The sequence below is a fragment of the Cupriavidus sp. PET2-C1 genome (genome assembly GCF_054515855.1).
The window spans coordinates 2,296,443-2,321,777 of the sequence record NZ_CM137259.1; the positions used below are offsets into that span (position 1 = coordinate 2,296,443).

Here is a 25,335-nt window from a genome sequence, read left to right on the forward strand (position 1 = left end):
CCAATGCGCCGGAGGGCGGTAGGTAGTGCGACCACCTTACTGCTTCCCGCACTCCCACCGCGCCACCACCGCAAACGCGGCGTCTTCCACCTCCGGCAGCAACGCCAGCGCTGCCTGCGCGGTCTCGTCGTTGATCATCTTCGCCGCCTCATCATCGGGTTCCGGCAAGGCATCGGCGAGCACGCGCTCCAGTCCGGCCCTCATCGCCTCGGGCAGATCCCCCCCCAAGGCCTCGATGTTCGCTGCCACGCACTGTACCGCCTCGGCGGGGCTGTAATCGTCGTCGAGCAGATGCGAGAAGTCCGCCGCGCTGCGCACCAGGGCCTCATAGACGAAGGCCGCGAATGACGCGGCTTCGATCCGGCTTTTGCCGCGGTCGTGCCAGACCAGCGCCACGCCGATGTCGCCATTGGCTAGCGGCGTCAAGCAGTAGGCGTCGCCCGCCCCGGTCTGTGCGAACGGCAGGAAGCGCCGGCCGTGCTGGAAGGCCGGATTGAGCCATTCGGCGATGAACTCGCCAGCCTGCTTCGCGTCGATCCACTCCAGATCATAGGCGCAGGAAAGCACCGGCTGCGCGGCCAGCGTGCGAGCCTTCCAGTCGGTGCGCCAGGCCTCGATGTCGGCGCCGTAGCCGGTGCGGCCTGCGTCGATCAGTTGCCTCAGCATGGCTGGCAAGGGGATGCCGCTGGCGTCCGCCAGCGCTGAAAAAGCGTCCATCCGTGTTCTCTCCGTGAGATGCTGCCGGTCAGTGCCGATCTGGCCAGATCTGTGCTGGGGGATGCACGGCGTCAGCGCATCCAGCCATGGCTCGTCAACCTAACTGGCAGTAGCCGCCACATTGGCCCGCGCCTTATGCAATTTCTTGTAGCTGTCGATCAGGCGGTGGTGCCTATCGAGACCCTCCAGTTTCATGCTCGTTGGCGCTAACCCGAAGAAGCGCACGCTGCCGTCCACTGACCCCATTACCGCATCCATCCGAGCGTTGCCAAACATCCGACGGAAGTTGACCGCGTAGTCGTCTAGTTCCAGGTCGTCGTCGAGCAGCACCTCCAGCACCACATTCAGGGCCTGGTAAAACAATCCGCGCTCGACCGTGTTGTCGTTGTACTGCAGGAAGGCGCCCACCAGCTCTTGCGCCTCCTCAAATTGCTGCAAGGCGAGGTGAATCTGCAGCTTCAACTCGAGAACGGTCAGCTTCCCCCAGTCCGTATTCTCGTCAAATTCGATGCCGATCAACGTGGCAATATCGGAGTACTCATCCAGCTCACTGTTATCCAACCGCTCAAGCAGAGCTGCCAGGCCGGCATCGTCCAGGCGATGCAAGTTCAAAATATCGGCGCGGAACAACAGCGCCTTGTTTGTGTTATCCCAGATCAAATCCTCTACCGGGTAAACTTCCGAATAACCGGGCACTAAAATCCGGCAGGCTACGGCGCCCAACTGGTCATACACTGCCATGTACACCTCTTTGCCCATGTCTTCGAGAATGCCGAACAACGTTGCGGCTTCTTCGGCATTGGAGTTTTCACCTTGGCCAGAAAAATCCCACTCAACAAACTCGAAATCCGCCTTGGCGCTGAAAAAGCGCCACGACACCACACCGCTGGAATCAATGAAATGCTCAACAAAGTTATTTGATTCAGTCACGGCGTTACTGACGAAGGTGGGCTGAGGCAAATCGTTCAGGCCTTCAAAACTGCGCCCCTGCAGCAATTCCGTCAGACTCCGTTCCAGCGCCACCTCGAAGCTTGGGTGCGCGCCAAACGAGGCAAAGACACCGCCTGTCCGCGGGTTCATCAAGGTGACGCACATCACCGGATAGGTCCCACCCAGCGACGCGTCCTTGACCAGCACCGGAAAGCCCTGCTCTTCCAAGCCCTGAATCCCGGCCAGAATGCCAGGGTATTTCGCCAGCACTTCGTGCGGCACATCAGGCAATGCAAGTTCACCTTCCAGAATTTCGCGCTTTACCGCCCGTTCGAAAATCTCGGACAGGCATTGCACCTGCGCTTCGGCCAGCGTATTACCGGCACTCATGCCATTGCTGACGAACAGGTTTTCGATCAGGTTGGACGGAAAATACACCACCTCGCCGTCCGACTGCCGCACATACGGCAGCGAACAGATACCGCGCTGTACATTGCCGGAGTTAGTGTCGTACAGATGCGAGCCATACAACTCGCCATCGGCATTATAAATTTCCAGGCAGTACGCATCCAGAATTTCGGCCGGCAGCGCATCCTCAGGGCCAGGCTTGAACCAGCGCTCGTTCGGGTAATGAACAAACGCCGCATTGGCGACGTCTTCGCCCCAGAACGTACCGCCATAAAAATGGTTGCAATTCAGGCGCTCGATAAACTCTCCCAACGCCGATGCCAACGCGCTTTCTTTGGTCGCTCCCTTGCCATTGGTAAAACACATCGGCGAGTGCGCATCGCGGATATGCAGCGACCACACATTGGGAACGATATTGCGCCACGAAGCGATTTCAATCTTCATGCCCAAATCTGCCAAAACGCCCGACATATTGGTGATGGTCTGCTCCAACGGCAGATCCTTGCCCACAATATAGGTGCTGGCGTCAGATGCCGGCTTCAACGTCAGCAACGACTGAGCATCGGCATCCAGGTTCTCTACCTCTTCAATGACAAACTCGGGTCCGGCTTGCACCACTTTTTTCACCGTGCAACGCTCGATCGAGCGCAAAATACCTCGGCGGTCTATTTCCGAGATATCCGACGGCAACTCAACCTGAATCTTGAAAATCTGCTGGTAACGGTTTTCCGGATCGACAATGTTATTCTGCGACAGGCGGATATTTTCGGTAGGAATATTTCGGCTTACGCAGTACAACTTCACAAAGTAAGCGGCACACAAGGCCGATGAGGCCAGAAAATAATCGAACGGACCAGGCGCCGAGCCATCGCCCTTATAACGGATGGGCTGGTCGGCCACTACCGTGAAGTCATCGAATTTGGCCTCAAGGCGTAGCTTATCGAGAAAGTTGACTTTAATTTCCATGGGGAATTCTAAAAATGATGCTCAAAATGATGTAGCCACTATTATCCGCCGCCGCGCAGGTGCCGTGCAATGCATCGATGCTTTTCACAAACGCGGCCGCATGCGGATAATTTGACAGGCGAACGCCATGGCGCAGGACATGGCCGGAACCGGACGATCTTCCATGCGCCATGGCATTATCCAAAAATTCGATAACTACCAGGCGATAATCCGAAATATAAAGCCCTGTAAAAACAGGGCTTTAATAATCAATCAACTAGCGAACAATGCTTCCCAACGGGAAACTTACTCCCACTCCATGATTAACAGGCCGCCACAAACCCGCGTGGTTAATGGGATCGGCTGTGATCGACTTGGGGCCTTACCGTCGCTCTTACCGACAAGCGCGCAGAGCATTTTCTCGCGCGGGAGATGGAGCGATTTGCGGGACGACGGCTCTGGCGGCACCATGGTCAAACGGGTTTAAGGATACAGAAAAAGGCCCTTCCGCGAAAGGACGCCGCGGGCCATGTGGTCGCGGCGCCGTTTCTTGCCGTGCACTGCGATCGACGCCGCGCCCTCCCCGTTGCAGCTATGCAGGAAACTGCACACCATCTGGTAGAAGCCTACCGTGAGGACCGGCCTCGATCCAACCGACTGGCCCGAGCTTCCTCGCGGTAGTATGGCAAGCCCCACACAAGGCGCGGTTTCGCGGAGCCTGGATGACGTCGCCCCTGCCCCCCGTTTTCCTGCTGGACGCCCTTCTGCGCGGCATGCTGCTGGCGCTGCTAGGCTTGCTTGCCTGGGCGTTTGGGCGTGACCGGCCGGCCCTGCCGGCCGTGCGGGCGGGCGTGGCGCTGGCCGTTGGACTGGCCGTGCAGACTGCAGGGGCGATGCCGTGGTTCGAGCAGGCGGCGCCACGGCTGCTCCAGGCGCCAATCGTTGCCGTATCGGTGGGCAATGCCGTGCTGTTCTGGATTTTCGTGCAGGCGTTGTTCGACGACGCTTTTAGCTTCAGGCCGATTCACGCGCTGGCGTGGGGTGCGGCCGCCGGGCTCGGCGGGCTGAACTGCGCGGTATTCGCGCACAGCGGCACGGTAATCGCGCCATTCACGATGGGCTTGCAGCGCGCGGTACCGCTGCTGTTCGCCCTGTTGACCGTGCAAGCTGCGGTGGCGGGCTGGCGTGTCGATCTGGTTGAAGGCCGTCGGCGCTTGCGCGGCTTCATCGTGGTCGCCGGCGTTGCCTATACGCTGCTGCAGCTCGCCGCGCGGCTCGCCGCAAGTGGCGGCCGCCTATCGGAGGCGGGCGCCACGCTCGATACAGCGATGCTGCTGTGCATTGTCGCGCCGCTGGCATTCTCGATGCTGCGTATGACCCGCTCGGAGCTGTTCCCTTCACCCCGCCCAACGCCCGCCCGCTCGCCTGCCGGCTCCGATGTGCCTGCCCCGCCCGTTCGTCCCCGGGGTGCAGTGGCCGACGCCGCGCAGCCGTGCGTCGCGGATGAGCCTGAGCAGGCGCTGGTGGACGCCCTGCTGCGCCTGATGTCCGACGAACGCGCCTATCGCCGGGAAAATCTCAGCATCGCAAGCCTGGCTGCCCAGCTTGCCGTTCCCGAATACCGGCTACGGCGCTTGATCAACCAGCGGTTGGGGCACCGCAATTTCAATGCCTTCGTCAACGGCTTCCGGCTGGACGAAGCACGCGCTGCGCTCAGCGATCCAGCATGCCGCACGCTGCCCGTCTTGACGATCGCCCTGGAGGCCGGCTTCCAGTCAATCGGCCCCTTCAATCGCGCCTTCAAGGCGGCCACGGGCTCCACGCCCACCGAATATCGCCGGGAAAAGCTGGCCGATTTCTGAAATCGGCTGGCCGAAGGCCATCGCCGTTCACTTTCGGCGAGACGCCAGGCGCGCCACCGCACATGCTTCGGACACCGGGAGATGGTCTCCTGCCAATGACGAGGGTTCCGATGCGTATGTTTCGTTGGGCCGGCCTGGCGCTGGCATTGCTGTGTGGTGTTGCTCGCGCCTCGATGGGCTTGAGCGAGTTGCCGGCCACCACCGAGGACGGTCCGGTAACCGTGTATTACCCATCGAGCGACGCGAGCCAACCCCAGCGGCGTGGACGATTCCTGCTGGACGTTGCGGCGGAAGGCCGCGCCGTGCCGGGCAACGGGAGGCTGGTTGTCATCTCGCACGGATCGGGCGGCTCACCCTGGGTGCATGCCGACCTGGCACGCGACCTGGTTGAGGCCGGATTCATCATTGCCATGCCGCAGCACCGGGCCGACAACTACCTGGATGACAGCGACCCCGGCCCCGATAGCTGGACGATCCGGCCCGCGGAGGTGTCGCGCGCGATCGACGCGATGGGACGCGATCCGCGTTTCGCCCCCATGCTCCGCCTCGACAAGGTGGGCGTGTTCGGCATGTCCGCGGGTGGCCACACCGTGCTGAGCCTGGCCGGTGGCAGGTGGTCGCCGGCCCGCTTCATGCAGCATTGCGATGAGCATATTGCGGAAGACTTCCAGTCCTGCGTCGGATTGATCACAAGATTGACCGGTGGCCCGCTGGACGGGCCGAAGAAGTGGGTGGCCCTGCGCGTGATCCATCACCGCTTCGATGACGATACCCCGCGCGCCGCGGCCGACCCCCGTATTGCCGCAGCGGTAGCCGGTGTGCCTGCCGCCGCCGATTTCGACATGAGCTCGCTGGCCCGGCCAGCCGTGCCGCTTGGCCTGGTCACGGCCGAGCAGGACCGCTGGCTGATCCCGCGCTTTCACGCAGACCGCGTGCTCGCGGCTTGCCAGACCTGCGAGCATATCGCCGACCTGCCCGCGGGCGGGCATGGCGCGCTTTTATCGCCGCACCCACCCGGCCTCGACGGGCTCGTGGGAGACCTGCTCAACGATCCGCCGGGATTTGACCGCGCCGACGTCACCGAGGCCAACCGCAAGATTGCCGCGTTCTTCGAGAGGCATCTGCTGCCTTGATCATCGGCCTGCCTTACGAGCAGATCGATATCGAGCCGCACAGTGGCAGCCTGCATACGCCGGAATTTCTTGCGCGGAGTCCTTTCGGGGAGGGCCCCGCCATAGATGCCGCCATATATGCTGCGATCAGTGCCTGATCAAGATGGATGGGCCTCTGACCGGCTTCCAGTCCGCGACGACACTTCACCGGCTGACGTCAGTTCCGCAGTTCGCGGCGCAACACCTTGCCGACGGTGGACTTGGGCAGGCTGTCGACAAATTCGATCAGCTTCGGCACCTTGTATGCCGTCAGCCGCTCGCGACAGTACGCGGCAAGCGTGTCGGCATCCAGCGCTGCATTCGCGGTCTTCACCACGTAGATCTTGACGGCCTCGCCGGTCTTGCCGTCGACGACCCCGACGCAGGCGCAGTCCGCCACGCCGTCGCACGATCAGCTCCAGGCCTTCGTGGAGCGCTACCTCGTCGCGGCGGCGCCTCGGGCAAAGGCTTCGCTGATCGACCAGGTGCTCCAGATCTTGCGCACCCAGATGAGGCTGGGACCGGTCAACCTCGTGGTCGTCGCGCGCGTGCTGCACCTGCATCCGCGCACCCTGCAACGACCGCTCCGGGAGGACGGGCAGACCTTCGAGATACTCAAGGACGCGGCGCGGCGCGAACTCGCCGGCCAACTGCTCGCGCAAGCCGACATCGGGCTTTCGCAGGTGGCGCAGTTGCTGGACTTCGCGGACCAGTCCGTGCTGACCCGAGCCTGTCAGCGCTGGTTCGGGAAGCCACCGTCGGTTGTTCGCCGGGAGTCGCTGGCACGCAGCGCGGATCGCTGAGGCGCCCTTCGGGACAAGCCGTCTTCCCGAAAGGCGGATGGCGTGACAAATCTGCTGCGCATGAGCGGCGCTCGGTCAGCGCAACAGCAATCCGGCCAGCAGCAACAGCAGCACATCCAGCCCCAGCAGGCTGCGTGGCCGTATCCTCCCTTGCAGCAGGGCGCCCAGACCAGCCAGACCGGCAATCAGCAACAGTGCCAACCCCCACAGCAGGCCGCGCCCCATCTGATCGCTTTGCCACAGATAGCCGGCACTTGCCGCCATCAGCAGCGCGAACTGCAGCAGGGCCGCTGGCGCGGCGCCGGCCACCAGCGGCGGATCGAAGCGCTGGCGTGCACGCTGCAGGTCAAAGGGCGCACTATCGTCGCTCACGCCGGGTGGCAGCCAGCCCGGCGCCTTGAACCACACCTTGAGCTTGTCCTGCCAGCGTGGCGCACGGCGCGCCAGCTGCCACAGCGGCACATAGCCGGAAGCCACAGCCCATAGCGGACTCCAGCTATTGAGCGGGCTGCGAGTACCATACACCGGCTTCTCCCCTTCCTCGGCAAACGTGCCGAACAGCCGGTCCCAGATGATCAGCATCCCGCCGTAGTTCTTGTCCAGGTACTGGTCGTTGACCGCATGATGCACACGATGGTTGGACGGCGAGGAAAACACGCGGTCAAACCAGCCCAGCTTGCCGATGTGCTCGGTATGGATCCAGAACTGGTATAGCAGCACGATGAGGCCGGCCAGCGCAAACTGCTGCGGGGCAACCCCGGCCAACGCCATCGGCAAGTAAAACGGCCATCCCAGGAAGGCAACCGTGCTCTCCTGCCGCAGTGCGGTGGACAGATTGAAATCCTGGCTCTGGTGATGCACGGCATGGGCGGCCCAGAACACAGCACTTTCATGCCCGACCCGATGTAGCCAGTAGTCGCAGAAATCGAACATCACGATCGCCAGCAGCCAACCCCAGACACTGCCCCACAGGCCGGCATGTGGAAACAGTGCCACCCGGCGCCACGTCAAGATATACAGGCCGATCTGAAAGAGCTGGCTGACACTGGCCACCAGCTGGCTTAGCAAGCCCTGGCTCAGATTGCTGAGGGCATCATTCAGGCGATAGGTATTGCGACCGACGAACAGGCCGTAGGCCAGTTCCGCCAGCATCAAGAGCAGGAATACCGGGAAAGCGTAGACGGTGATTTGTTCTTCCATGCGCCACTCAAAAAAGTGCCTTACGACTAACAGACGATTGACCGATCCCTTGCGGGATCTGGTCAGAAACGGTCGCTATTATGGCAATAAACGGGGGTCTGGACAAAAAGTACGATCACCCCGAAAGCGAGACTGGGAGTCACACGCGACAGCCCGCCCTCGGCGTGAGCTCAGACCGAGGGCAACGCCTTGACAAGGTGCCGCAGAAGGGTGCCAGCTACCGGCGACAACGGCCGCCCGGCTCGCGTGACGACGTGGATGCGGCTGTTATTGAGGATCGGATTCGCCAGCGGCAGCGATATCAGATCGGCAAACTGAGCGCCCTTCAGCGCCACCGAGCGCGGCGTCATGATGTAGCCCAGCCCCATCGCCGCGAATTCCCACAAGACCTTGAACGAGTTGGTGACCAGCATGGGCTTCAGCGTGACGTGCTCGTCCAGCTCCGCCGCCTGTACGTGCTTGCGCACGCCGAAGGACTCGACCAGCGCCGCTCCCTGGTGCGGCGCCAGGTCCGCCAGTGTCAGCGCATTGCGGCGCCGCGCCAGCGGATGGTCCTTGCGAACGTGTAGGCGGATTGGTGCCAGCCGCGAGTAGTGCGAGCGCAGGCGCTCGTCGTTGGGCGGCTGGAACACCAGGCCGATGTGCGCGACGTCTTCCAGGATGCAGCGTACCGTTTCTTCGGTGCCCGCCACCCGGATGTTGTAGGTCACGTCGGGATGTGCGACCAGGAACTCGCGCAGCACCGGCTCGAACACCAGGTCGATGAAGCCCTCGCCGAAGACCACTTCGATGTGCCCGCGCTGGGCGTTCTTCAGGTTGTTGACCTCGGCCAGGAACGTGTCGTGCAGGTCCTGCTGGCGGCGGGCGAAGAGCGCGATCATGCGGCCGGCGTCGGTGACGACCACGCCTCGCCCGCGCCGCTCCAGCAACGTCAAGCCCGTGTCCTCCTCGAGCTTGGCCACCGCGCGGCTCACCACCGAGGGGTCCAGCTCCAGCACCTCCGCCGCGCCCCGCACGGAGCCCGTCTCGATGATCTGCAGCAGGCACAGCGCCCGCTTCCGATCCAGCATGTCTTCCATCCGCTATCCCTGACTCGTCGTCTGATTGTTGTCTGACTGTTGTCGTTTATACAACGATTTGCCCTCAGAGTTGTCATGGATACGACGGAAGCATCCGAAGATAATCGGGCAATTCACCTGATACCGACGAACCCATGAGCCCCTACCCCGCCGACCTGCGGCGCGCCATCAAGGCCATCGCGCCAGAGTTCGTGGCGATCCGCCACCAGATCCACGCGCATCCCGAACTGGCGTTCGAGGAGCATCGCACCGGTGACCTCGTCGCCGAACTGCTGGCGGGCTGGGGCTACGAAGTCCACCGCGGCCTGGGCACGACGGGCGTTGTCGGCACACTGAGGAAAGGGCGCGGCGAGCGGACCCTGGGCATTCGCGCCGACATGGACGCGCTGCCTATCCAGGAAAAGACGGGGCTGGACTACGCCAGCACCCTGCCCGGCAAGATGCACGCCTGCGGTCACGACGGGCACACGGCTATCCTGCTATGCGCGGCGCGGTATCTGGCCGAGTCCGTCGATTTCAATGGGACGCTGACCCTGATCTTCCAGCCGGCCGAGGAGAACGAAGGCGGCGCGTTGCGCATGCTGGAAGACGGCTTGTTCGAGCGATTTCCCTGTGATGAGGTTTATGCCCTGCACAACTCCCCGGGCTTGCCGGTCGGGCAGATCGGCCTCATCACAGGTCCGGCCATGGCCTCGTTCGACCGCGCCACGGTGACACTGACCGGGCGGTCGGCCCATGGCGCCATGCCGCATCACGGCATCGACGTGATGCAGGGTGCGGCCAGCATCGTGCTTGGCCTGCAGTCCATCGTCAGCCGCGAGATCGATGCACTGAAGTCGGCGGTCATTACCGTCGGCTCCATTCAGGCCGGCGCGACCTACAACATCGTCCCGGAAACCGCGACGATCAAGATTGGCGTGAGAACGCTCGACCCCAGCGTGCGCGCCCACATCGAAGCCCGCCTGCGGGATTTCGTGGTCACGCAGGCCCGCAGCTTCCAGCTCGACGCCGACGTGGTCTACGAGCGCAAGTATCCCGTCCTGGTCAATCACGACTGCCAGACCGAGCGTGCACGCGAGGTGGCGATCCGCCTGCTGGGCGAGGAGAACGTCGTGGCGCGAGCGCCGGTGATGGGCAGCGAGGACTTCGCCTACATGCTGGAACATCGGCCCGGCGCCTACGTCCGCCTGGGCAATGGCACCGGCGAAGACGGTGGCTGCATGGTCCACAACCCCATGTACGACTTCAACGACGAGGCCCTCCCGGTAGGCGCCGCATTCTGGGCAAGCCTCGCGCGCAGCTACCTCGCTTAAAAGAAATAAACGACAGGAGACAAACATGATTTCGCACACCCGCCGCCGCTTCCTGCAATACGCCAGCCTGACTGCCGGCTCCCCATTGCTCGCAACCCTGCCAGCCTTCGCGGCGGAGATCTTCCCGAGCCGGCCCCTCTCGCTGGTGGTGCCCTATCCGGCGGGCGGTGCCAGCGATACGTCTGCACGCATATTCGGGGAGTCCATCGGCAAGAGCGTGAAGCAACTGGTGGTCGTCGAAAACTATGGGGGCGGCACCGGGGTGATAGGCGCCAACAAGGTGCTGGCCGCGCCGGCCGACGGGTATACCTTCTTTCACGGCTCGATCAACGAGGTGTTTCTGTCCCCGTTGCTGAATCCCGCAGCCCGCTACAAGCCCCAGGACTTCATGCTGGCGGCCCCCATCAGCGACGCCAATATCGTCCTCCTCGTGCGCAGCGGCCTGCCTGCCGACACGCTGGACAAGTTCCTCGACCTGGCGAAGCAGAACAAGAGCAAACCGCTGACCTACGCCACGGTCGGCATCGACTCGATCTATCACCTGATGGGCGACGCCCTCGGCACCCGCATCGGCACGCCCTTCCTTCACGTGCCATATAAGGGCGCCGCCCCCGCGCTGCAGGGCGTTGCCGGCGGCGAGGTGGACTTCGCCATCCTGCCCTACCAGTCCGCGTTCGACAGCATGCAGGGACAGGGCCGCCTCAAGGTCCTGACGAGCTTTTCGAAGTCGTTGCCTGCGCCGCTCAGACACATCCCCCTGATCTCGCAAAGCCGGCAGGTGCCCGACTTCGAATACGTGATCAGCGGTGGTTACTTCGTCAAGCAGGGCACGCCCGCCGAACGGGTCGCCTTGCTGCGCGGTGCGATCGGGGACGCGCTAGCCAAACCGGAGATCCGGGCCAAGCTCGAAGCCGAAGGCCGCACCGTCGCGCGGCCCATCGACAGCCAGGCACAGGCCAACCAGTACTTCGACCAGTACATGGGGCGTGTCTCCCAGCTCATTCGCAGCGTCGGGCGCAAGCCGGTAGCCTGAACCCGGGTGCCACCACTTCTCCCCGATGAGCGGCAGGCCAGTCGACGCGGATATTGGCCTGCCGGATCAGCGCGGCGAGCCGCCGTCCGAGACCGGCTTCTTTTGCCTCTACCATGACCACGCTCCCGGCATAAGTGGGCCCTTCTCGGACGGACCCGGAAGACCGATCAATCATTTCGCAGCGCACAGAGCACGGAGCACGGAGCACGGAGCACAGAACATTAAGCGCCCGCATTGAGGAGGCTCATGTCGGCTTGATCATGTCACGCGCATACGCGAGGCCCGTGCCATACCCGCCACCATGCTCAACCACGATCGAGCGAGCCTTCTCATAGGTGTCATGACGAGTCCAGTCCCTCTGGAATTCGAGAAGAAGCTGGAGCCAGGAAGTCATGACTGCGCCGGCGGAAGCCATCCGTCTCAACGCAAGGTCATGGCTTGCTGGTGTCAGTCCACCGCAAGCATCGGCAACGACGACGACTTGATATCCCTCGGACAGCGCCGAAAGAACCGGGAAACTCACGCAGGCCTCCGTCAGCATGCCGGCGATGACCAGCGTGCGCTTTCCGGTAGCCGTAATCGCGTCGCGCACCGCATCGTCTTCCCAAAGGTTCATGTTGCGGCGTTCAATCGGCGTGACGTTTTGCAGCACGTCTCGAAAGGCCGGCATCAATGGGCCGCTGTACACCTTCGAGGCCGAGGTGGAGACCACAACCGGCAAGCCAAAAGCAACCGCCGTCTTCGCGACCGCAAGGCCATTGCTGCGCAGAATCTGGGGGTCTTGAGAACCCGCAGCGAACGCAAGGCCTGCCTGTTCATCAACGAGGATCAATGCACAATCGGCGGGTTCGAGCAAAGGTAGTTTGGACATGGGAGTTCCCTTTTTCATTTGAGATCGTGATCTAGCTTCAAGCCGCGACTGGACGCCCTATGAAGCGTCCAGCCCGCGAATGCAGAATTAGCGCTCGATCACCTGCGCATGGACCGGCGCCAGCGACTCGTGCTTCGTGGCGGTGCGCTGCTCGGCCTTGTGGACCATCGTGTAGGCGTAGTCGACGCCCATGCCATAGGCGCCCGAGTGCTCCTTGGCCACGGCCATCACATCGTCGTACGTCTCGCGGTTCTTCCAGTCACGTTGCCACTCCAGCATGACCTGTTGCCAGGTCACGGGCACCACGCCGGCCTGAACCATGCGCTGCATGGCGTAGTCATGCGCTTCCTTGGTCGTGCCGCCCGAAGCATCGGCCACCATATAGATCTCGTAGTCACCTTCCAGCATCGCGCACAGCGCAAAGGTGGTGTTGCAGACCTCGGTCCACAGGCCGGCCACCACCACTTTCTTGCGGCCATTGGCGGCCAGCGCGTCGCGCACCTTCTGGTCGTCCCAGGAGTTCATCGAGGTACGCTCCAGCGTTTTCTTGCCGGGGAAGACGTCGAGCAGTTCGGGGTAGGTGTAGCCGGAGAACGAATCGCTTTCGACCGTGGTGATGGTGGTCGGCACATCGAAGATCTTCGCCGCCTTGGCCAGGCCCACGACGTTGTTCTTCATGGTCTGGCGGTCCATCGACTGCACGCCAAAAGCCATCTGGGGCTGGTGGTCGATGATGATCAGTTGGCTGTTGCGCGGGGTCAGGACTTCAAGTTTGGCGTTCGACATGTGATATCTCCGATGAAATTTATTCAATGAATTTGGGTTCTTGCATGGCGGCGCCTTGTTCGCCCTGTTGCGTATTCGCGCCGTCCATGTGAAGAACTATAGCGAAGGAAAGTGCGCGAACAGCCAATCGGTATTGTCAATGTTGTTCAAAAATTTTGATATCACCTGGGATCGCACGAGATGACGGGGATCGATGCGCGAACCAACCGTGCGCAAGTGAAAGGAGCGGCCACGGCCCGAAACCATGAGCGCAGCCTTAGGGGATTGGCGTCGCGAGGAAATTGAGCGGGATCCAGACGTGAAGGCCACGGGGATCGCCGGCCGATTCGAACATCCTGTGATGCCTTCGAGCCAATCGGCCATACCAAAGGTTGATTGGTATATCAGACGCTTTGCGAAGATACTCGAGGACAACCAGTATGACGAAGACGTTGAAATCCGGGTTGCCGATCGAAACTCGCCTCGCGTGACGCTGCGCTGGTTCACGCCAACCACCGCCAAACTTCCCGAAGCTGACGGTTCTGGCGATGAATCCACCGGACTCCGCTCTCGCGAGGAGCAGGCTCATATGATGCAGCAGCATGCAGACGGTGCCGGAGAGCGCAGGCACCAGATATACCCCGTCCTGACACCGATCCAGGTTGAGGCGGCGCGCCGGTTCGCGAGCGGTCCGCCGCGGTATTTTGGGGCGGGTGAGATTGTCTTCGCCACGGGAGAAAGGAATGTGCCCGTGTGGCTCGTGCTGGATGGCTCGATCGATGTTCTGCGCCGGGATGGCCTTGACGAGAAAACGCCAATCACCACCCATCGCGCAGGGCAGTTCACGGGAGAAGTCAGCCAGATTGACGGCCGCGCATCGCTCGCCTCGGCGCGAGCCGGTCGGCACGGCGCTACCCTGCTTCCGTTCGATCCGCCGCATTTGCGAGCCCTGATGATCGGATCAGCGGAGGTCGGCGAGATCGTCATGCGTGCGCTGATCTTGCGCCGCGTCAGATTGATCGAACACGGCGGCTCGGGCACGATCCTGATTGGTGCGCCAGACGATGCGCACCTTCTGCGCCTCCAAGGTTTCCTGACCCGCAGCGGCTATCCCAACCAAGTCATGGACCCCAAAGTCGATGGCGGGGGCCGCAGCTTTATTGAGCGGATGGCGCTTCTCCCCACCGACCTGCCGCTGGTGGTCTGCCCTAGCGGCAATTTGCTGAAACGGCCCAATGAGCGGGAGCTGGCGGCCTGTCTCGGCATCATCCGTAAAATCGATCAGCAGAAGACCTACGACGTCGCCATCGTCGGCGCGGGACCGGCTGGGTTAGCCGCGGCGGTCTACGGCGCTTCGGAAGGCCTCTCGGTGATCGTTCTGGACGAGCGTGCTATGGGCGGCCAAGCCGGCGCGTCGGCGCGAATCGAAAATTATCTAGGTTTTCCTACAGGCATCTCGGGACAGGCGCTCGCTGGCCGCGCATTCAACCAGGCCCTCAAATTCGGGGCTGAGGTGGCCATCCCTGTGAGCGTGGGGCAGCTCGATCGCAACGCGGATCGGCTGACGCTCAAGCTCTCCGACGACTCGACAGTGGCAGCGCGTGCTGTCGTGATTGCCTCGGGCGCCGCCTACCGACAACCCGACATTGCCGGTCTCGCGCATTTCGAGGGCTCCGGGGTTTCCTATTGGGCGTCCCCAATCGAAGCCCGCTTGTGTGCCGGAAAGGAAATCGCTCTTGTCGGCGGCGGCAACTCGGCGGGCCAGGCCATCGTGTTTCTCGCGCCACACGTGAAGCGGCTTCACGTGTTCGTCCGGCGAGACCTGTCGGAGACGATGTCACGCTACCTCATCGACCGCATCTCGGCGCTGTCCAACGTGGAGATCCATGTCGGTACGGATCTGACCGAACTCGCCCCCAATGGCGACACGCTCGCCAGCGCCACTGTTCGCGATCGCGCCAGCGGAATCTCGACGCACTACGATATCTGCCACCTGTTCCTGTTCATCGGCGCGACGCCGCATACCTGCTGGCTCAACGATTCAATTGCGACGGATGACAAGGGCTTCATTCTGACTGGCGCATCGACCTCATCGCTCGAGACCAGCATGGCCGGAGTCTTTGCGATCGGCGACGTCCGCGCTGGCTCGACCAAGCGCGTTGCCGCCGCAGTCGGCGATGGAGCCGCTGCCATTTCCCAGATCCACAGTTACCTCAGCAGACTGCCAAAGGAGGTGGAATGAAGACCTGTGACCATACGAATACGATCCGCGATGTCGTGCCAAGCGCTCTGGGTTGCGAAGAATGCCTCAAAGTGGGCAGTCCGTGGGTGCATCTTCGCTTGTGCCGATCCTGCGGTCACGTTGGCTGCTGCGATAGCTCTCCCCTCAAGCATGCACGCGCGCATTTCGAGAAAACCGGACATCCAATCATTGAGGGGTATGACCCGCCTGAGGGTTGGGGGTGGTGCTACATCGACCGGAAAGAGATCGCGCTCCCGGACCAGACGCCGCAACGCGGGCCCATCCCACGGTTCGTCTGACGGGACGCCCATCGGGCTTGTATGAGCGCGTGGGGCAAACCGACGTCTATCTCACGACCGCGTGGGCGCATAACGGCAGCCTGGCCAATGATGGCCCCTTCACCGGCTACCTGTTCAACTGCGCACAGGCGCCCGGACAGAAGAACATGATTGGCGCGCAGGTCGGCATCCGCCACGTCTTCTGAGCGCCAGGCCCGCCGGGGCTAGCCGGAGCGAGGCGGCTCAATGAGCGCCCCCCCCCCCCGAAAGACACTAGACTTCGATACACCGGCCGAACGATGCCATCAATCCGTTGCATCGACAGGTTGAATCCGCAGCAGACGAGCGACGGTTCGTCGGCCCGGCCGCAGTTATACTTCGGTTTGCGCTGCCATTCCGAGCGCGTCGTCCACTTCGATACCAAAGTGGGCGTCGCTAACCGGCTCCGCGGCGAGTCACTGTGCATGCGCGATTTGGGCTGCGGCAAATCCCAATCGCGCCAGTCATCTTTGTGAAAAAGTGCTTCTTCGATAATTCGTGTATGGGAACCGAAGGGGCTATATGCACCCGACTTTCGATGTGGGCACCATTATTCTTCTGCACAACACCTCGTTGATTGCAGGCGCTGCGGCGATCTTGCATAGCCGCAAGCGTTCGTCCCGGCCCACGGGTTTAGGGCGTCTCGCCGTTGCTTTGATTGCCTTGGCAATTGGTGCAGTGCTGGCTGCGTTTGGGGAGCGGGCCGCCTTACCGCTTTGGCTGTGGACGCATTTGAGTCTTCTTTTAGGGACGATCGCCTATCCGCTGCTCTGGGACGGCATACGGCGCCTGAGTGGCCGCCGCCGGAGCCTTTACTGGATTGTCGTACTCGTGCCGGCAGTATGGTTCCTATTTGGCATCGTGTCGGGATTCCCGCTTGTGAATTCTCAGCGGGCGAGCGTCTTTCACTTGACTGCGGTAATGTCACTGGCAGCTTCGGCAGTCGAGATATGGCTGGACCGACATAGCGAGCCACTGCCTGCGCGTCGTCCGTTGGCTGCGTGCCTGCTCGTGAGTGCGCTGATCTATGCTGTGCGCCTCGTTTGCATCGTTCTCGATATTCCATCGGAATTTGACTTTTCGACTGCCTTTTTTCTTCAGATATTCTTCAATTTCTGGATTGCACTGCTGGTTGTGACGCTCGTCAGGGAGCGGCGCGAAGCGGGTCTTCAGCTTGCAGCGGACACCGATGCGCTGACCGGCGTCGGTAACCGCCGATGGTTCCTGGGGCGCCTTCCTCCAGCGCCGCTCGCAAACAGCGCTCTCGCGATCCTGGATGTGGACCACTTCAAGCAGATCAACGACAGGTTCGGACATCCTGTGGGGGACCTCGTTCTGGCGTCGGTTGCTACAGCTGTCCGAGATGGATTGCGGGAGGGGGACGTCCTTGCGCGATACGGAGGCGAGGAGTTCGCGCTCTTTCTTCCGAACGTCGACGAGCAAGCTGCCAGAGCGGTCGCTGAACGGCTTCGCAAGCGAATCGAAGCGATGTCCATTGTGATCGACGGCGGGCGCGTTAGCGTTACCGCGAGCATCGGTGTGGCCTGGAGCGACCGGAATGGCGGGGCGTGGGATGCCTGGATAAAGACAGCGGACAGTGCTTGTTATGCGGCGAAGGGCGGCGGGCGCAATCTTGTGAAGACGAGCGTCGTGTAGATCCAGCCATTCCAAGCTGAGGTCTGGAGCGGCATCGAGACGTCTTGACGACGCCACTCACCACTCATCGCGAGATGCAATGCGCGATCTTGCCGTCCGGATGCGTGATATCGACAATGTAGTCGAGTCCGATGAATGCAGTGTTTGTCATGGCCTGGATCGAGCCGTTGCGGTAAGGTGGCCAGCATGATCTGGCCACCTGAGATGTCAAAGCGGCTCTTCTACGGCCAAAACCCAGGGACGCGCCTCACGCAGCGCCGCCTGGTACGCCTCGATCTCGGCCCGGCGCTTCAAAGTCAGGCCAATGGCATCGAGCCCTTCGAGCAGCAGGGTGCGTTCGCTCGGGGGGACGATGAACGGCAAGCAGCGGCCCCGCGGGTGCCGCACCGTGCAGGACTCAAGATCGACGATCAGCTCCAGCACCTCCCGCTCGGCTTCGGCAGCCAGCACGGCAATTTCATTCGCGGGCAGCACCACCGGCAGCACGCCATTGCGGTAGCAGTTGCTCTGGAAGATCGCGCCGAACGACGGCGCGATGACGCAGCGAAGGCCAAACTGCCGCACCGCCCAGACGGCGGCCTCGCGCGAGGATCCGCTGCCGAAGTTCTCGCCGGCCAGCAGGATCGTCGCCCGGCGGTAGGGTTCGCGATTGAGCACAAAGTCGGGGCGCTCGACACGCTGTCCGTTCCCGCTCCCGCTGGCTTCATAGCGCCAAGGCGCGAGCAGCTTCTCACCATAGCCATCTCGCCCGGGTGAGTTGATCTCGCGCGAGGGAATGAGAAGGTCAGTATCGATGTTGGCTCGCATCAGCGGCGCGGCGATTCCCTTCAGTTGGATGAACTGTTCCATGTGATGCTCCCTAGCGCAGCAGCGGGCGTGGATCGGCGATGCAGCCGGCGACGGCTGAGGCCGCCACCGTTGCCGGGCTGGCCAGGTGAGAGCGCACACCCGGGCCCTGCCTGCCCTCGAAGTTGCGGTTGGTGCTGGTGATCACGCGGCGCCCGGGCTTGCCAGGCTGGTCGAAGTGATCGCCGCCGGCGAAGAAGCACAACGAGCAGCCGCTTTCGCGCCACTCGAAGCCTGCTTCCGTGAACACGCGATCCAGGCCCTCACTTTCTGCGGCATGCTTCACACTGGTCGATCCGGGCACCACGATGGCCTTTACGCCAGGGCGCACGCGTCGTCCTCGCACCACCTGCGCGGCGGCGCGCAGGTCGGGCAGGCGGCTATTGGTGCAGGAGCCGATGAAGGCCGCGTCGATGGGAATCCCCAGCATCGGCTGCCCGGGGTGCAGCGCCATATAGCGGAGCGCGCGCTCGGCATCCGCGTCAGCGGGAGGCGGCACTGCGCCGGTGATGCCCACGACCTGGCCGGGATGGGTTCCCCAGCTCACTTGGGGAGCGAGCTCCGCGCAGTCCAACTCCAGCTCCTTGTCCCAGTGCGCGTCGTCGTCCGAGCGCAGCGCGAGCCAATCCGAAACCGCTGCATCCCAGGCGGCACCTGAAGGGGCAAAGGGCCGCCCCGCCAGCCATTCGACGGTACGCGCGTCTGGCGCCACCAGACCAGTCCAGGCGCCGAACTCGACGGCCATATTACATAGGGTCAGCCGCCCCTCCACATCCAGCGTCCGCACTGCCTCGCCCGAAAATTCGATGGCATGCCCGTCGCCACCGCTGACGCCGAACCTGCCGATCAAGGCCAGCACCATGTCCTTGGCCGACACCGCCGGCCCGAGGCTGCCATGGAACGACACCCGCATGGTCCGTGGCTTGCTTCGCACCAGGCACTGCGTGGCGACAGCGTGCTCGCCTTCGGTAGTGCCGATGCCCCATGCCAGCGCGCCAATGCCCCCAACCGTGCAGGTATGGCTGTCGCAGCAGACCAGGGTGGTGCCCGGCAAGGCGATGCCCAGCTCCGGCGAGATCACGTGCGCGATGCCCTGACGTGGAGTGCCCAGGTCGAACAGGCGGATGCCCGAGCGCTGCGTGGCGGCGCGAAAGGCCTCAATGAAGCTGCGCCCGCCCCGAACCAGCGTGTCGTCGCCCCGGCCCGGCTGAGTGTCGACGATGTGGTCCATGGTGCCGAACACAAGGCTCGGATGCGCTACGCGATGCCCCCCCTCCTCCAGGCCGGCCAGCACGCGCGGCCCGGCGCGGTCGTGCAGGAAGACCCGGTCGACATGTAGCAGCGCCTGCTCGCCATCCAGCTGCGCCACAACGTGCTGGTCCCAGATTTTCTCGATGATATTGCGCGGTGATGCATACATAGTGCCCACCTCACTGTGCGGTGCCGGGATGCTGCAGCCCGGCCAAATAGCGCTGCTCCAGCGCGAACACCTCCTTGAAGCCGACCAGCTCGAGCTGCTCGCGAAAGTCCGCCAACCGCGCGCCGGGGCCACCGGCGTAGCCGTTGGCGCGCAGCGCCGCCAGCGCGTCGCGCATGCCCTGGATGGCAGCCAGCATCAGCGTGGCGGGCAGGCTCACGCGCGCAATGCCGATGCGCTGCATCTCCTCGAACGTGAAGGCCTCGGGTGACTTGCCGCCTTCCACCACATTGATCGCCACTGGGCCGCGAATTCCCTGCACGGCCTGCCGCGCCAGCTCCTTGGACGTCATGCCGTCCACGAAGATCATGGTCGCCCCGGCCTCCAGGTAGGCATTGCCGCGACGGATCACTTCCTCGATGCCGCCTACCGCAAGCGCGTCGGTGCGCGCGTTGATCACGAAATCCGGATCCGTGCGCGCCTCGGCGCAAGCGCGAATCTTCTGCACCGCTTCGTCCAGCGGCACGATGGACTTGCCCTCCAGGTGGCCGCAGCGCTTGGGCATGACCTGGTCCTCGATATTGACGCCCGCGCAGCCAATGCGCTCAAAGGCCTTGACCGCATACCAAGCGTTGACGGCATTGCCAAAGCCGGTATCGCCGTCGGCCATGACCGGCAGGTCGATGGCGTCGACTATCTGCTGCGTGGCCGCGACCATATCGGACAGCGAGAGGAAGCTGTAGTCCGGCAGTCCCAGCCGGCTCACGGAAATGCCGAAGCCGGAGCACTGCACGGCGGGAAAACCCGCCTCCTGCGCGATGCGGGCGGACAGAGGGTCAAAGGCACCCGGCATGACAAGAAGTTCCGGTGCGTGGATCAGTTTCTGGAGCAAGGCAGTCTTTCGCATGATGAGTCAGGCTGGTCGTGGTTCGAGCAGTATGTATGCATGTTTTCATTTTTTCAAGAAATAAAGTATTCTTAAAGCATTCAATACGCCATCATGCATACATGAAGAAAACAGGAGACCTGCACATGCCTACCCTGAAATCCCTCTACCGGACTCGGCCCGTCCTGCTGCTCGCGCTCGTCGGCACCGTCTGCACCGCCTCCTGGGCGCACGCCGAAACGAGCGTTGCGTGGCCCGCGCGACCGCTCTCGCTGGTCGTGCCATTCCCTGCTGGCGGGACCACCGACACGATCGCCCGCCTGCTGTCGAAGAACCTGTCCCGGCAGTTAGGCCAATCCGTGGTGGTGGAGAACAAGAGCGGCGCCAGCGGCACGCTGGGTGCCGCGCAGGTCTTGCGCGCGCCGGCGGACGGCTATTCCCTGCTGCTGGGGACGCCCGCCGAGCAGATCAACGCGCCATTGATGATGGCGCGCCCGCCCTACGATCCGGCCCGCGACTTCACGCCGGTCGGCTGCGTCAGCCGCGGCCCGAACGTGCTCGTCGTCAATTCGGCATCGAAGGCGAAGACCTTGGCAGACCTGCTGCGCATGGCACGGGCGCAGCCCGGGCAGATCAACTTCGGCAGCGCGGGCAATGGCAACACTTCCCACCTGTCTGGCGAACTGTTCGCGCAGGCGACCGGCGTCGTGCTCACGCACATCCCCTATCGCGGCAATGCGCCGGCCATCGCAGACACCATCGGCGGCCAGGTGCAGATGATGTTTTCCAATCCTGCCACCGTGCTGCCCCATATCCGCAGCGGCACGCTGCGGCCGCTCGCGGTGACATCGCGCGCGCGGATCGCGTCGCTGCCGGACGTGCCCACGCTGAAGGAATCGGGCATCCCGGTAGAGATCTATAGCTGGACCTGCCTGTTTACGCGGGCCGAAACGCCGAAGGAGATTGTCGGCAAGCTGCATGGCGCCCTCGCGCAGGCGCTCGATGACGGGCAGCTCGCCCAGGCGATCGAGGCCAGCGGAGCAGAGAAATTCCCCTCGACGCCCGAGCAGACCAGCCGGTTCCTTGCCGGCGAGCGGACAATGTGGGGTAATCTCATCCGCAGCCGACACATCCACACCGACTGAATCCTCAAACCAGAAAGATGTCTTCTCCCGAAACTTCCCGGACCCGCGCGCTATCAGTCGCGGATATCCTGCGCAACCGCATCTTCGACGGCGAGATTCCGCCCGGGTCCCACTTGATGGAGGTCACACTGGCCCAGGAGTTGGGCGTCTCCCGCACGCCGGTGCGCGATGCGCTGGCCCGGCTCGCCGACGAGGGCCTGCTGGTCTACCAGCCCAATCGCGGCTTCCTGGTCCGCCGCTTCCAGCCCAAGGACATCAAGGACGCCTTCACCGTGCGGGCCACGCTCGAGGGCTTGGGCTGCCGGCTGATCGGCGAGCGCGGCCTGATGCACGCCGAACAGGAGCACCTGGGCGGCCTCCTGGCGGCTCAGCGGCGGGTGCTGCACGAGGAAGAGTGGAACGACCAGCAGGCCCTGCTGTGGCAGAACATGAATCTCGACTTTCACTACGCGCTGCTGGAGTTGGCGGACAACAGCTGGCTGACCGACGCCGTGCGCCGCGCGCGGCAGTTGCCCATCATCTTCGACAGCAAATCGCATCCCCACGACCATGACGCCCTGATGCTGCTGTACCAGCGCGACCACAGCCGGCAAGCGCTGGCGGAGCACTACCGCATCGTGGACGCGCTGGCGCTGCGCGAGGTCGGCCGCGCCGAGGCACTGATGCGCGAGCACATCCTTACCAATCGTGACGTGCTGATCCGCGCCCTAGCGACGAACAGGCTGGGCGCAGCGGCGCAGGTGCCCGGCAGCGGCGGCCAACTGCTTTCCTACTAGAGCGGCGGCGTTTCCCCCGGCTCGTGCTCGTGCTCGTGCTTGGCGAGCTAGCGCAGGTGGCAATTTCGATCGATATGGTGGAGTAGATGACGAAATTTTGGGAGGCGCGGGATCCAGTGTTGTATCGTTTCCGCAAACGCGAATTTCCGTAAAGGCACGGATACGGTGAAATTCAATGCAGCACAGCCGTGCTGATGAGCCAGACCGAAGGCCTGCTCGCAGCGGCCCAGCCGTAGGCTCTGGCCCGGCCGATCCGGCGCACGCCGGTTTGGCGGCATCAAGGGGCGCCAAGCCATGCGCAGCGGGGATAGCCCGCAGGGCTTTCCCCCGGAGGCAAGCCCGCAGGCGCGAAGGCATGAGGGATTGGAGCCGAATGGCCATGACGGCGAAGTTGGCACGGGGCGCAACCCGCAAAGCCCGGCGGTGCAAGGCATCGACACGTCATCACTCCGAATGCGCATGGCAACAGGAAGTTCAGAAAGCGGCTTAAAGTAGAGAAGAAAACAAGCTCCGCCAGCGCGGCTGGCCGACTACAAGGTCTTCAAGCGGCAATAATCTGCTAAAAGAAGGATCGTGGGTAGCAACAGGGAAAGGACACAATGCCTAATCCATTTATGGATCATTTCAGGCTACGGCCGATTTCAGAACCTGATATTGACCAAGTTGTTGAAAATTCCGGGGGGAAACGAGCACACCCAGATGCTGACCGCCGAGAGCAAATTGGAGCGGACTATGTGCTGGGCAACTGCGTTATAGAGTTAAAGGCGCTCGATGATGAGGGCTTAGCCAAACCAGAGCGACAGGCCAAACTTGCCGCGCTATTCCGCCCCCTTAACTCCAGTAAACCAGTCGTCGTTTTGGATCGTGACTCTTTGCCTCCGCCTGAGCAGAGAAATTTTGATCGGATTTTGGAAGGTCCAATCAAGACGGCAATCAGCAAAGCAAAAAAACAACTCAAACAGTCCAGGCTTGAACATGAAGGCACAACGACTTCAATTATTTGGTTTATCAATAATGGCTACACCGCACTCGATCACGATGCATTACTCAAGCTAATCGCTCACAGGGTACGAAATGACACCAATGAGGTTGATGGGGTCATTGTTTCTGGCTGCTACTTTCACAGCGATTCCTTCGACAGCTTTTTCCTGTGGCCCTTTGAATACGTCCCCATAAATCTGGAAAAACCTTTTCCAGAGTACGATGACTTGCACCGGGCCTGGAACGATCTCGCCACAAAGGGAATGACTGCTATCATGCAACAGGCTCCGGGAAAGCAGGAAGTAAAAGGGCCAGTGGTAGATACCCAATTCGACATTGATAACGTCACCTACGTCAAACCGGCGCCGCCAATCGGAGGGAAATCAAACTTCTTCAGTAACGGCCGCCCAAGGTTGAATAGTACAGGGATAACGACATCCCCTTCAGTAGGGTTGGTTTTTGGTGATCTGTCGCTTGAACAGTGGACAAAATTTCGTGAAAACCTGCCGGATGCGCAATGGATTCTGGCGAACTATGAAGACTGGAATCTAACAAGAGCAGATGCTATCAAACAAGCGACAAACAGAAGGGTTTTTATCTCAATCCACGTGACCTGGGATGCTTGGTTAGACTGGGATGGGCAGTCAGCAGATCATCAGAATTTGACAACACATCATTATGCGACCCATATCTTTCAAGAGAAAATATCCAAACTTCTAAACGAAGCAAAAGATATAGATGGGGAAAAAATATTGCCCAACAGGTACATGCTTATCGTTACCGAAGAAATTGGACAAGACCAAGGCAACGACATCTCCCACGCAGCCATTGTTGTAGAGAATCCGGACGGAACCCAAGATTTTGAAGAGGTCTTTTCCGACCAAAGGCTGTTCCATGAATATGCAATGACGCTGGGCTGCGCACATGCGATTGCCCGAGGCGTTGAAGTGGTCAGATGGCGTAAGAACAGGGCTTTCGCATGGCGCTAACCAGACGGTGGGGTGAGCACTGCGCCCCGCCGCATGGTCCGGGCGCTGGCGGCCATCAGGCCGCCTGGGGCTTATTGCGCGACCAGATCAGCTTATGCGTGCCGTCCTCTTCCTCGATCAACCGGGCGTAGACCGTTGCTGGGAACGAAGGGGCGTCGAGGATCACGGAGATATAGAGGTGCTCGGCCTTGCTGACTTTCTTCCACGCCGCGCCAATGTCGAAGCCCGCCGCCTGCACGCGGTAATCGGGGGCGCTTTCGTTGTCGCCCTTGTCGTTGGGAGCCAGCTTGACCTTGACGTTGAGCGTCAGGGTGCGAAGCGTGCCGGTGTAGCCGGCTTTGTCTGCGGTGAAACTGCCGATGTTGGCCATAATGGATCTCCTTTTGGTGGAACAAGGTTCGCGCCCATCTCGTCCTTGTTGTGATCCGGCCGGCGAGGGACGGGCTGGCTGCACCGCTTGCGGTCGCAACGCAGTGGAGAGCCGGGAGGCGAAGAGAATTTGTCCCGCGAGGAATGCGCCGAACGCAATGACAACGCAGGGGAAATTGTTTTCGCCGGACGGTTGCAGCCATGAAGCCCGAGGCGCAGCCGCACCACCGCCAGGATTCACAACAACACAAGGACGCCTTGGGCCGAACCGCTCCGAAAGGAGACGGGGCCGCTTTGGCTTCCGCGCGCAACGACTGCACCGGCTCGCTCCCGGACGCGGGCTAGGTCAGTACCTCGACGACTGGCAGGAACGCCCCCGCCGTACCCTGCGGCGGCGCCAGTCTTGAGGCGTGGCGTGGAAGTTCCAGAGCAATGCCGGGCGGGATGTCCGTGAACCGTCCTTCGTGCCGTGATGGGCGAGAACCGCCAGCGTTGAGGACGGCACGCATCTGCACAACCTTCCGCAGCAAGCCCCGGCTTACCCGCCCCAGCCCCGCCCATGAGGCGGGGCGCTGGCCTGGCCGATCCGGCCTAGTCGGTTCGGCGGTATCGAGGGGCGCCAAGCTCGCGCGGC

Annotated in this window: 23 protein-coding genes and 1 pseudogene; 12 read left to right on the forward strand and 12 right to left on the reverse strand. The window is 62.3% G+C overall.

The window, feature by feature from the left end; translation table 11 throughout:
- Positions 1-36: 36 nt before the first annotated feature.
- From ACX12D_RS10405 to ACX12D_RS10415, 3 genes are all read right to left on the reverse strand, one after another.
- Positions 37-717 carry an SMI1/KNR4 family protein gene (locus ACX12D_RS10405; protein WP_459371069.1) on the reverse strand — a complete coding sequence of 227 codons (681 nt, stop codon included), beginning with the start codon at positions 715-717 and terminating at the stop codon, positions 37-39.
- A 99-nt stretch (positions 718-816) separates the two neighbouring features.
- Positions 817-3,021 (reverse strand): OsmC domain/YcaO domain-containing protein, encoded by a 2,205-nt coding sequence (locus ACX12D_RS10410; protein ID WP_459371070.1) that lies wholly within the window; start codon positions 3,019-3,021, stop codon positions 817-819.
- Entirely contained in the window at positions 3,011-3,193 is a 183-nt protein-coding gene (locus ACX12D_RS10415; protein ID WP_459371071.1) for a hypothetical protein, read from the reverse strand. The genes ACX12D_RS10410 and ACX12D_RS10415 overlap by 11 nt, the downstream gene beginning before the upstream one ends.
- 529 nt (positions 3,194-3,722) lie before the next feature.
- Here ACX12D_RS10415 and ACX12D_RS10420 point away from each other — a divergent pair.
- Complete coding sequence (locus tag ACX12D_RS10420; protein WP_459371072.1) at positions 3,723-4,862, forward strand: AraC family transcriptional regulator; 1,140 nt, start codon at positions 3,723-3,725, stop codon at positions 4,860-4,862.
- Between the two features lie 110 nt (positions 4,863-4,972).
- Entirely contained in the window at positions 4,973-5,995 is a 1,023-nt protein-coding gene (locus tag ACX12D_RS10425) for an alpha/beta hydrolase family protein (protein ID WP_459371073.1), read from the forward strand.
- Between the two features lie 196 nt (positions 5,996-6,191).
- Here ACX12D_RS10425 and ACX12D_RS10430 read toward each other — a convergent pair.
- Positions 6,192-6,416: pseudogene (locus ACX12D_RS10430) on the reverse strand (AMP-binding enzyme); the annotation flags it as partial.
- A gap of 25 nt (positions 6,417-6,441) precedes the next feature.
- Here ACX12D_RS10430 and ACX12D_RS10435 point away from each other — a divergent pair.
- Positions 6,442-6,816 carry a helix-turn-helix domain-containing protein gene (locus tag ACX12D_RS10435; RefSeq protein ID WP_459371074.1) on the forward strand — a complete coding sequence of 125 codons (375 nt, stop codon included), beginning with the start codon at positions 6,442-6,444 and terminating at the stop codon, positions 6,814-6,816.
- 75 nt (positions 6,817-6,891) lie between these two features.
- Here ACX12D_RS10435 and ACX12D_RS10440 read toward each other — a convergent pair whose 3' ends face one another.
- Both ACX12D_RS10440 and ACX12D_RS10445 read right to left on the reverse strand, forming a co-directional pair.
- On the reverse strand, positions 6,892-8,016 hold the full coding sequence (locus tag ACX12D_RS10440) for a sterol desaturase family protein (RefSeq protein WP_459371075.1): 1,125 nt from the start codon (positions 8,014-8,016) through the stop codon (positions 6,892-6,894).
- A 170-nt stretch (positions 8,017-8,186) separates the two neighbouring features.
- A complete protein-coding gene (locus ACX12D_RS10445) occupies positions 8,187-9,095 on the reverse strand; it encodes a LysR family transcriptional regulator (protein WP_459371076.1) in 909 nt (302 codons plus the stop codon).
- 134 nt (positions 9,096-9,229) lie between these two features.
- Between ACX12D_RS10445 and ACX12D_RS10450 the strand changes: the two genes are divergently transcribed.
- Both ACX12D_RS10450 and ACX12D_RS10455 read left to right on the forward strand, forming a co-directional pair.
- A complete protein-coding gene (locus ACX12D_RS10450; protein ID WP_459371077.1) occupies positions 9,230-10,408 on the forward strand; it encodes a M20 aminoacylase family protein in 1,179 nt (392 codons plus the stop codon).
- A gap of 25 nt (positions 10,409-10,433) precedes the next feature.
- Positions 10,434-11,441 (forward strand): tripartite tricarboxylate transporter substrate binding protein, encoded by a 1,008-nt coding sequence (locus tag ACX12D_RS10455; RefSeq protein ID WP_459371078.1) that lies wholly within the window; start codon positions 10,434-10,436, stop codon positions 11,439-11,441.
- A gap of 244 nt (positions 11,442-11,685) precedes the next feature.
- On the opposite strand, the gene ACX12D_RS10460 is transcribed toward ACX12D_RS10455, so the two are convergent.
- Both ACX12D_RS10460 and ACX12D_RS10465 read right to left on the reverse strand, forming a co-directional pair.
- Positions 11,686-12,312 carry a hydrolase gene (locus ACX12D_RS10460; protein WP_459371079.1) on the reverse strand — a complete coding sequence of 209 codons (627 nt, stop codon included), beginning with the start codon at positions 12,310-12,312 and terminating at the stop codon, positions 11,686-11,688.
- A gap of 87 nt (positions 12,313-12,399) precedes the next feature.
- The gene (locus ACX12D_RS10465) at positions 12,400-13,098 is read right to left on the reverse strand and encodes a hydrolase (protein ID WP_459371080.1); all 699 of its coding nucleotides are present in this window, start codon (positions 13,096-13,098) and stop codon (positions 12,400-12,402) included.
- A gap of 244 nt (positions 13,099-13,342) precedes the next feature.
- On the opposite strand from ACX12D_RS10465, the gene ACX12D_RS10470 reads away from it, so the two are divergent.
- The 4 genes from ACX12D_RS10470 to ACX12D_RS10485 all read left to right on the forward strand — a co-directional run bounded on the left by ACX12D_RS10470 (position 13,343) and on the right by ACX12D_RS10485 (position 17,292).
- Positions 13,343-15,319 carry an FAD-dependent oxidoreductase gene (locus tag ACX12D_RS10470; protein ID WP_459371081.1) on the forward strand — a complete coding sequence of 659 codons (1,977 nt, stop codon included), beginning with the start codon at positions 13,343-13,345 and terminating at the stop codon, positions 15,317-15,319.
- A complete protein-coding gene (locus tag ACX12D_RS10475; protein ID WP_459371082.1) occupies positions 15,316-15,618 on the forward strand; it encodes a UBP-type zinc finger domain-containing protein in 303 nt (100 codons plus the stop codon). Before ACX12D_RS10470 ends, ACX12D_RS10475 begins: the two co-directional genes overlap by 4 nt.
- A gap of 29 nt (positions 15,619-15,647) precedes the next feature.
- Entirely contained in the window at positions 15,648-15,803 is a 156-nt protein-coding gene (locus ACX12D_RS10480; RefSeq protein ID WP_459371083.1) for a hypothetical protein, read from the forward strand.
- A gap of 355 nt (positions 15,804-16,158) precedes the next feature.
- Positions 16,159-17,292, forward strand: coding sequence for a GGDEF domain-containing protein (locus ACX12D_RS10485; RefSeq protein WP_459371084.1), 1,134 nt, complete (start codon positions 16,159-16,161; stop codon positions 17,290-17,292).
- 207 nt (positions 17,293-17,499) lie between these two features.
- Here the strand turns inward: ACX12D_RS10485 and leuD are convergent, their stop codons facing one another.
- The 3 genes from leuD to ACX12D_RS10500 are packed head-to-tail and all read right to left on the reverse strand — an operon-like array spanning position 17,500 to position 20,462.
- Positions 17,500-18,141, reverse strand: a complete 642-nt coding sequence (leuD, locus tag ACX12D_RS10490; RefSeq protein WP_459371085.1) for a 3-isopropylmalate dehydratase small subunit — start codon at positions 18,139-18,141, stop codon at positions 17,500-17,502.
- A gap of 10 nt (positions 18,142-18,151) precedes the next feature.
- The gene (locus tag ACX12D_RS10495) at positions 18,152-19,558 is read right to left on the reverse strand and encodes a 3-isopropylmalate dehydratase large subunit (protein WP_459371086.1); all 1,407 of its coding nucleotides are present in this window, start codon (positions 19,556-19,558) and stop codon (positions 18,152-18,154) included.
- Positions 19,559-19,568: 10 nt separating this feature from the next.
- Complete coding sequence (locus ACX12D_RS10500) at positions 19,569-20,462, reverse strand: isocitrate lyase/PEP mutase family protein (RefSeq protein ID WP_459371087.1); 894 nt, start codon at positions 20,460-20,462, stop codon at positions 19,569-19,571.
- Positions 20,463-20,587: 125 nt separating this feature from the next.
- Here ACX12D_RS10500 and ACX12D_RS10505 point away from each other — a divergent pair, with 125 nt between their 5' ends.
- The 3 genes from ACX12D_RS10505 to ACX12D_RS10515 all read left to right on the forward strand — a co-directional run bounded on the left by ACX12D_RS10505 (position 20,588) and on the right by ACX12D_RS10515 (position 24,332).
- Entirely contained in the window at positions 20,588-21,586 is a 999-nt protein-coding gene (locus tag ACX12D_RS10505) for a Bug family tripartite tricarboxylate transporter substrate binding protein (protein WP_459371088.1), read from the forward strand.
- Positions 21,587-21,603: 17 nt separating this feature from the next.
- Complete coding sequence (locus tag ACX12D_RS10510) at positions 21,604-22,362, forward strand: GntR family transcriptional regulator (RefSeq protein ID WP_459371089.1); 759 nt, start codon at positions 21,604-21,606, stop codon at positions 22,360-22,362.
- A 599-nt stretch (positions 22,363-22,961) separates the two neighbouring features.
- On the forward strand, positions 22,962-24,332 hold the full coding sequence (locus ACX12D_RS10515; protein ID WP_459371090.1) for a hypothetical protein: 1,371 nt from the start codon (positions 22,962-22,964) through the stop codon (positions 24,330-24,332).
- A gap of 55 nt (positions 24,333-24,387) precedes the next feature.
- Here ACX12D_RS10515 and ACX12D_RS10520 read toward each other — a convergent pair whose 3' ends face one another.
- Complete coding sequence (locus ACX12D_RS10520; protein ID WP_459371091.1) at positions 24,388-24,702, reverse strand: DUF736 domain-containing protein; 315 nt, start codon at positions 24,700-24,702, stop codon at positions 24,388-24,390.
- Positions 24,703-25,335 lie beyond the last annotated feature (633 nt).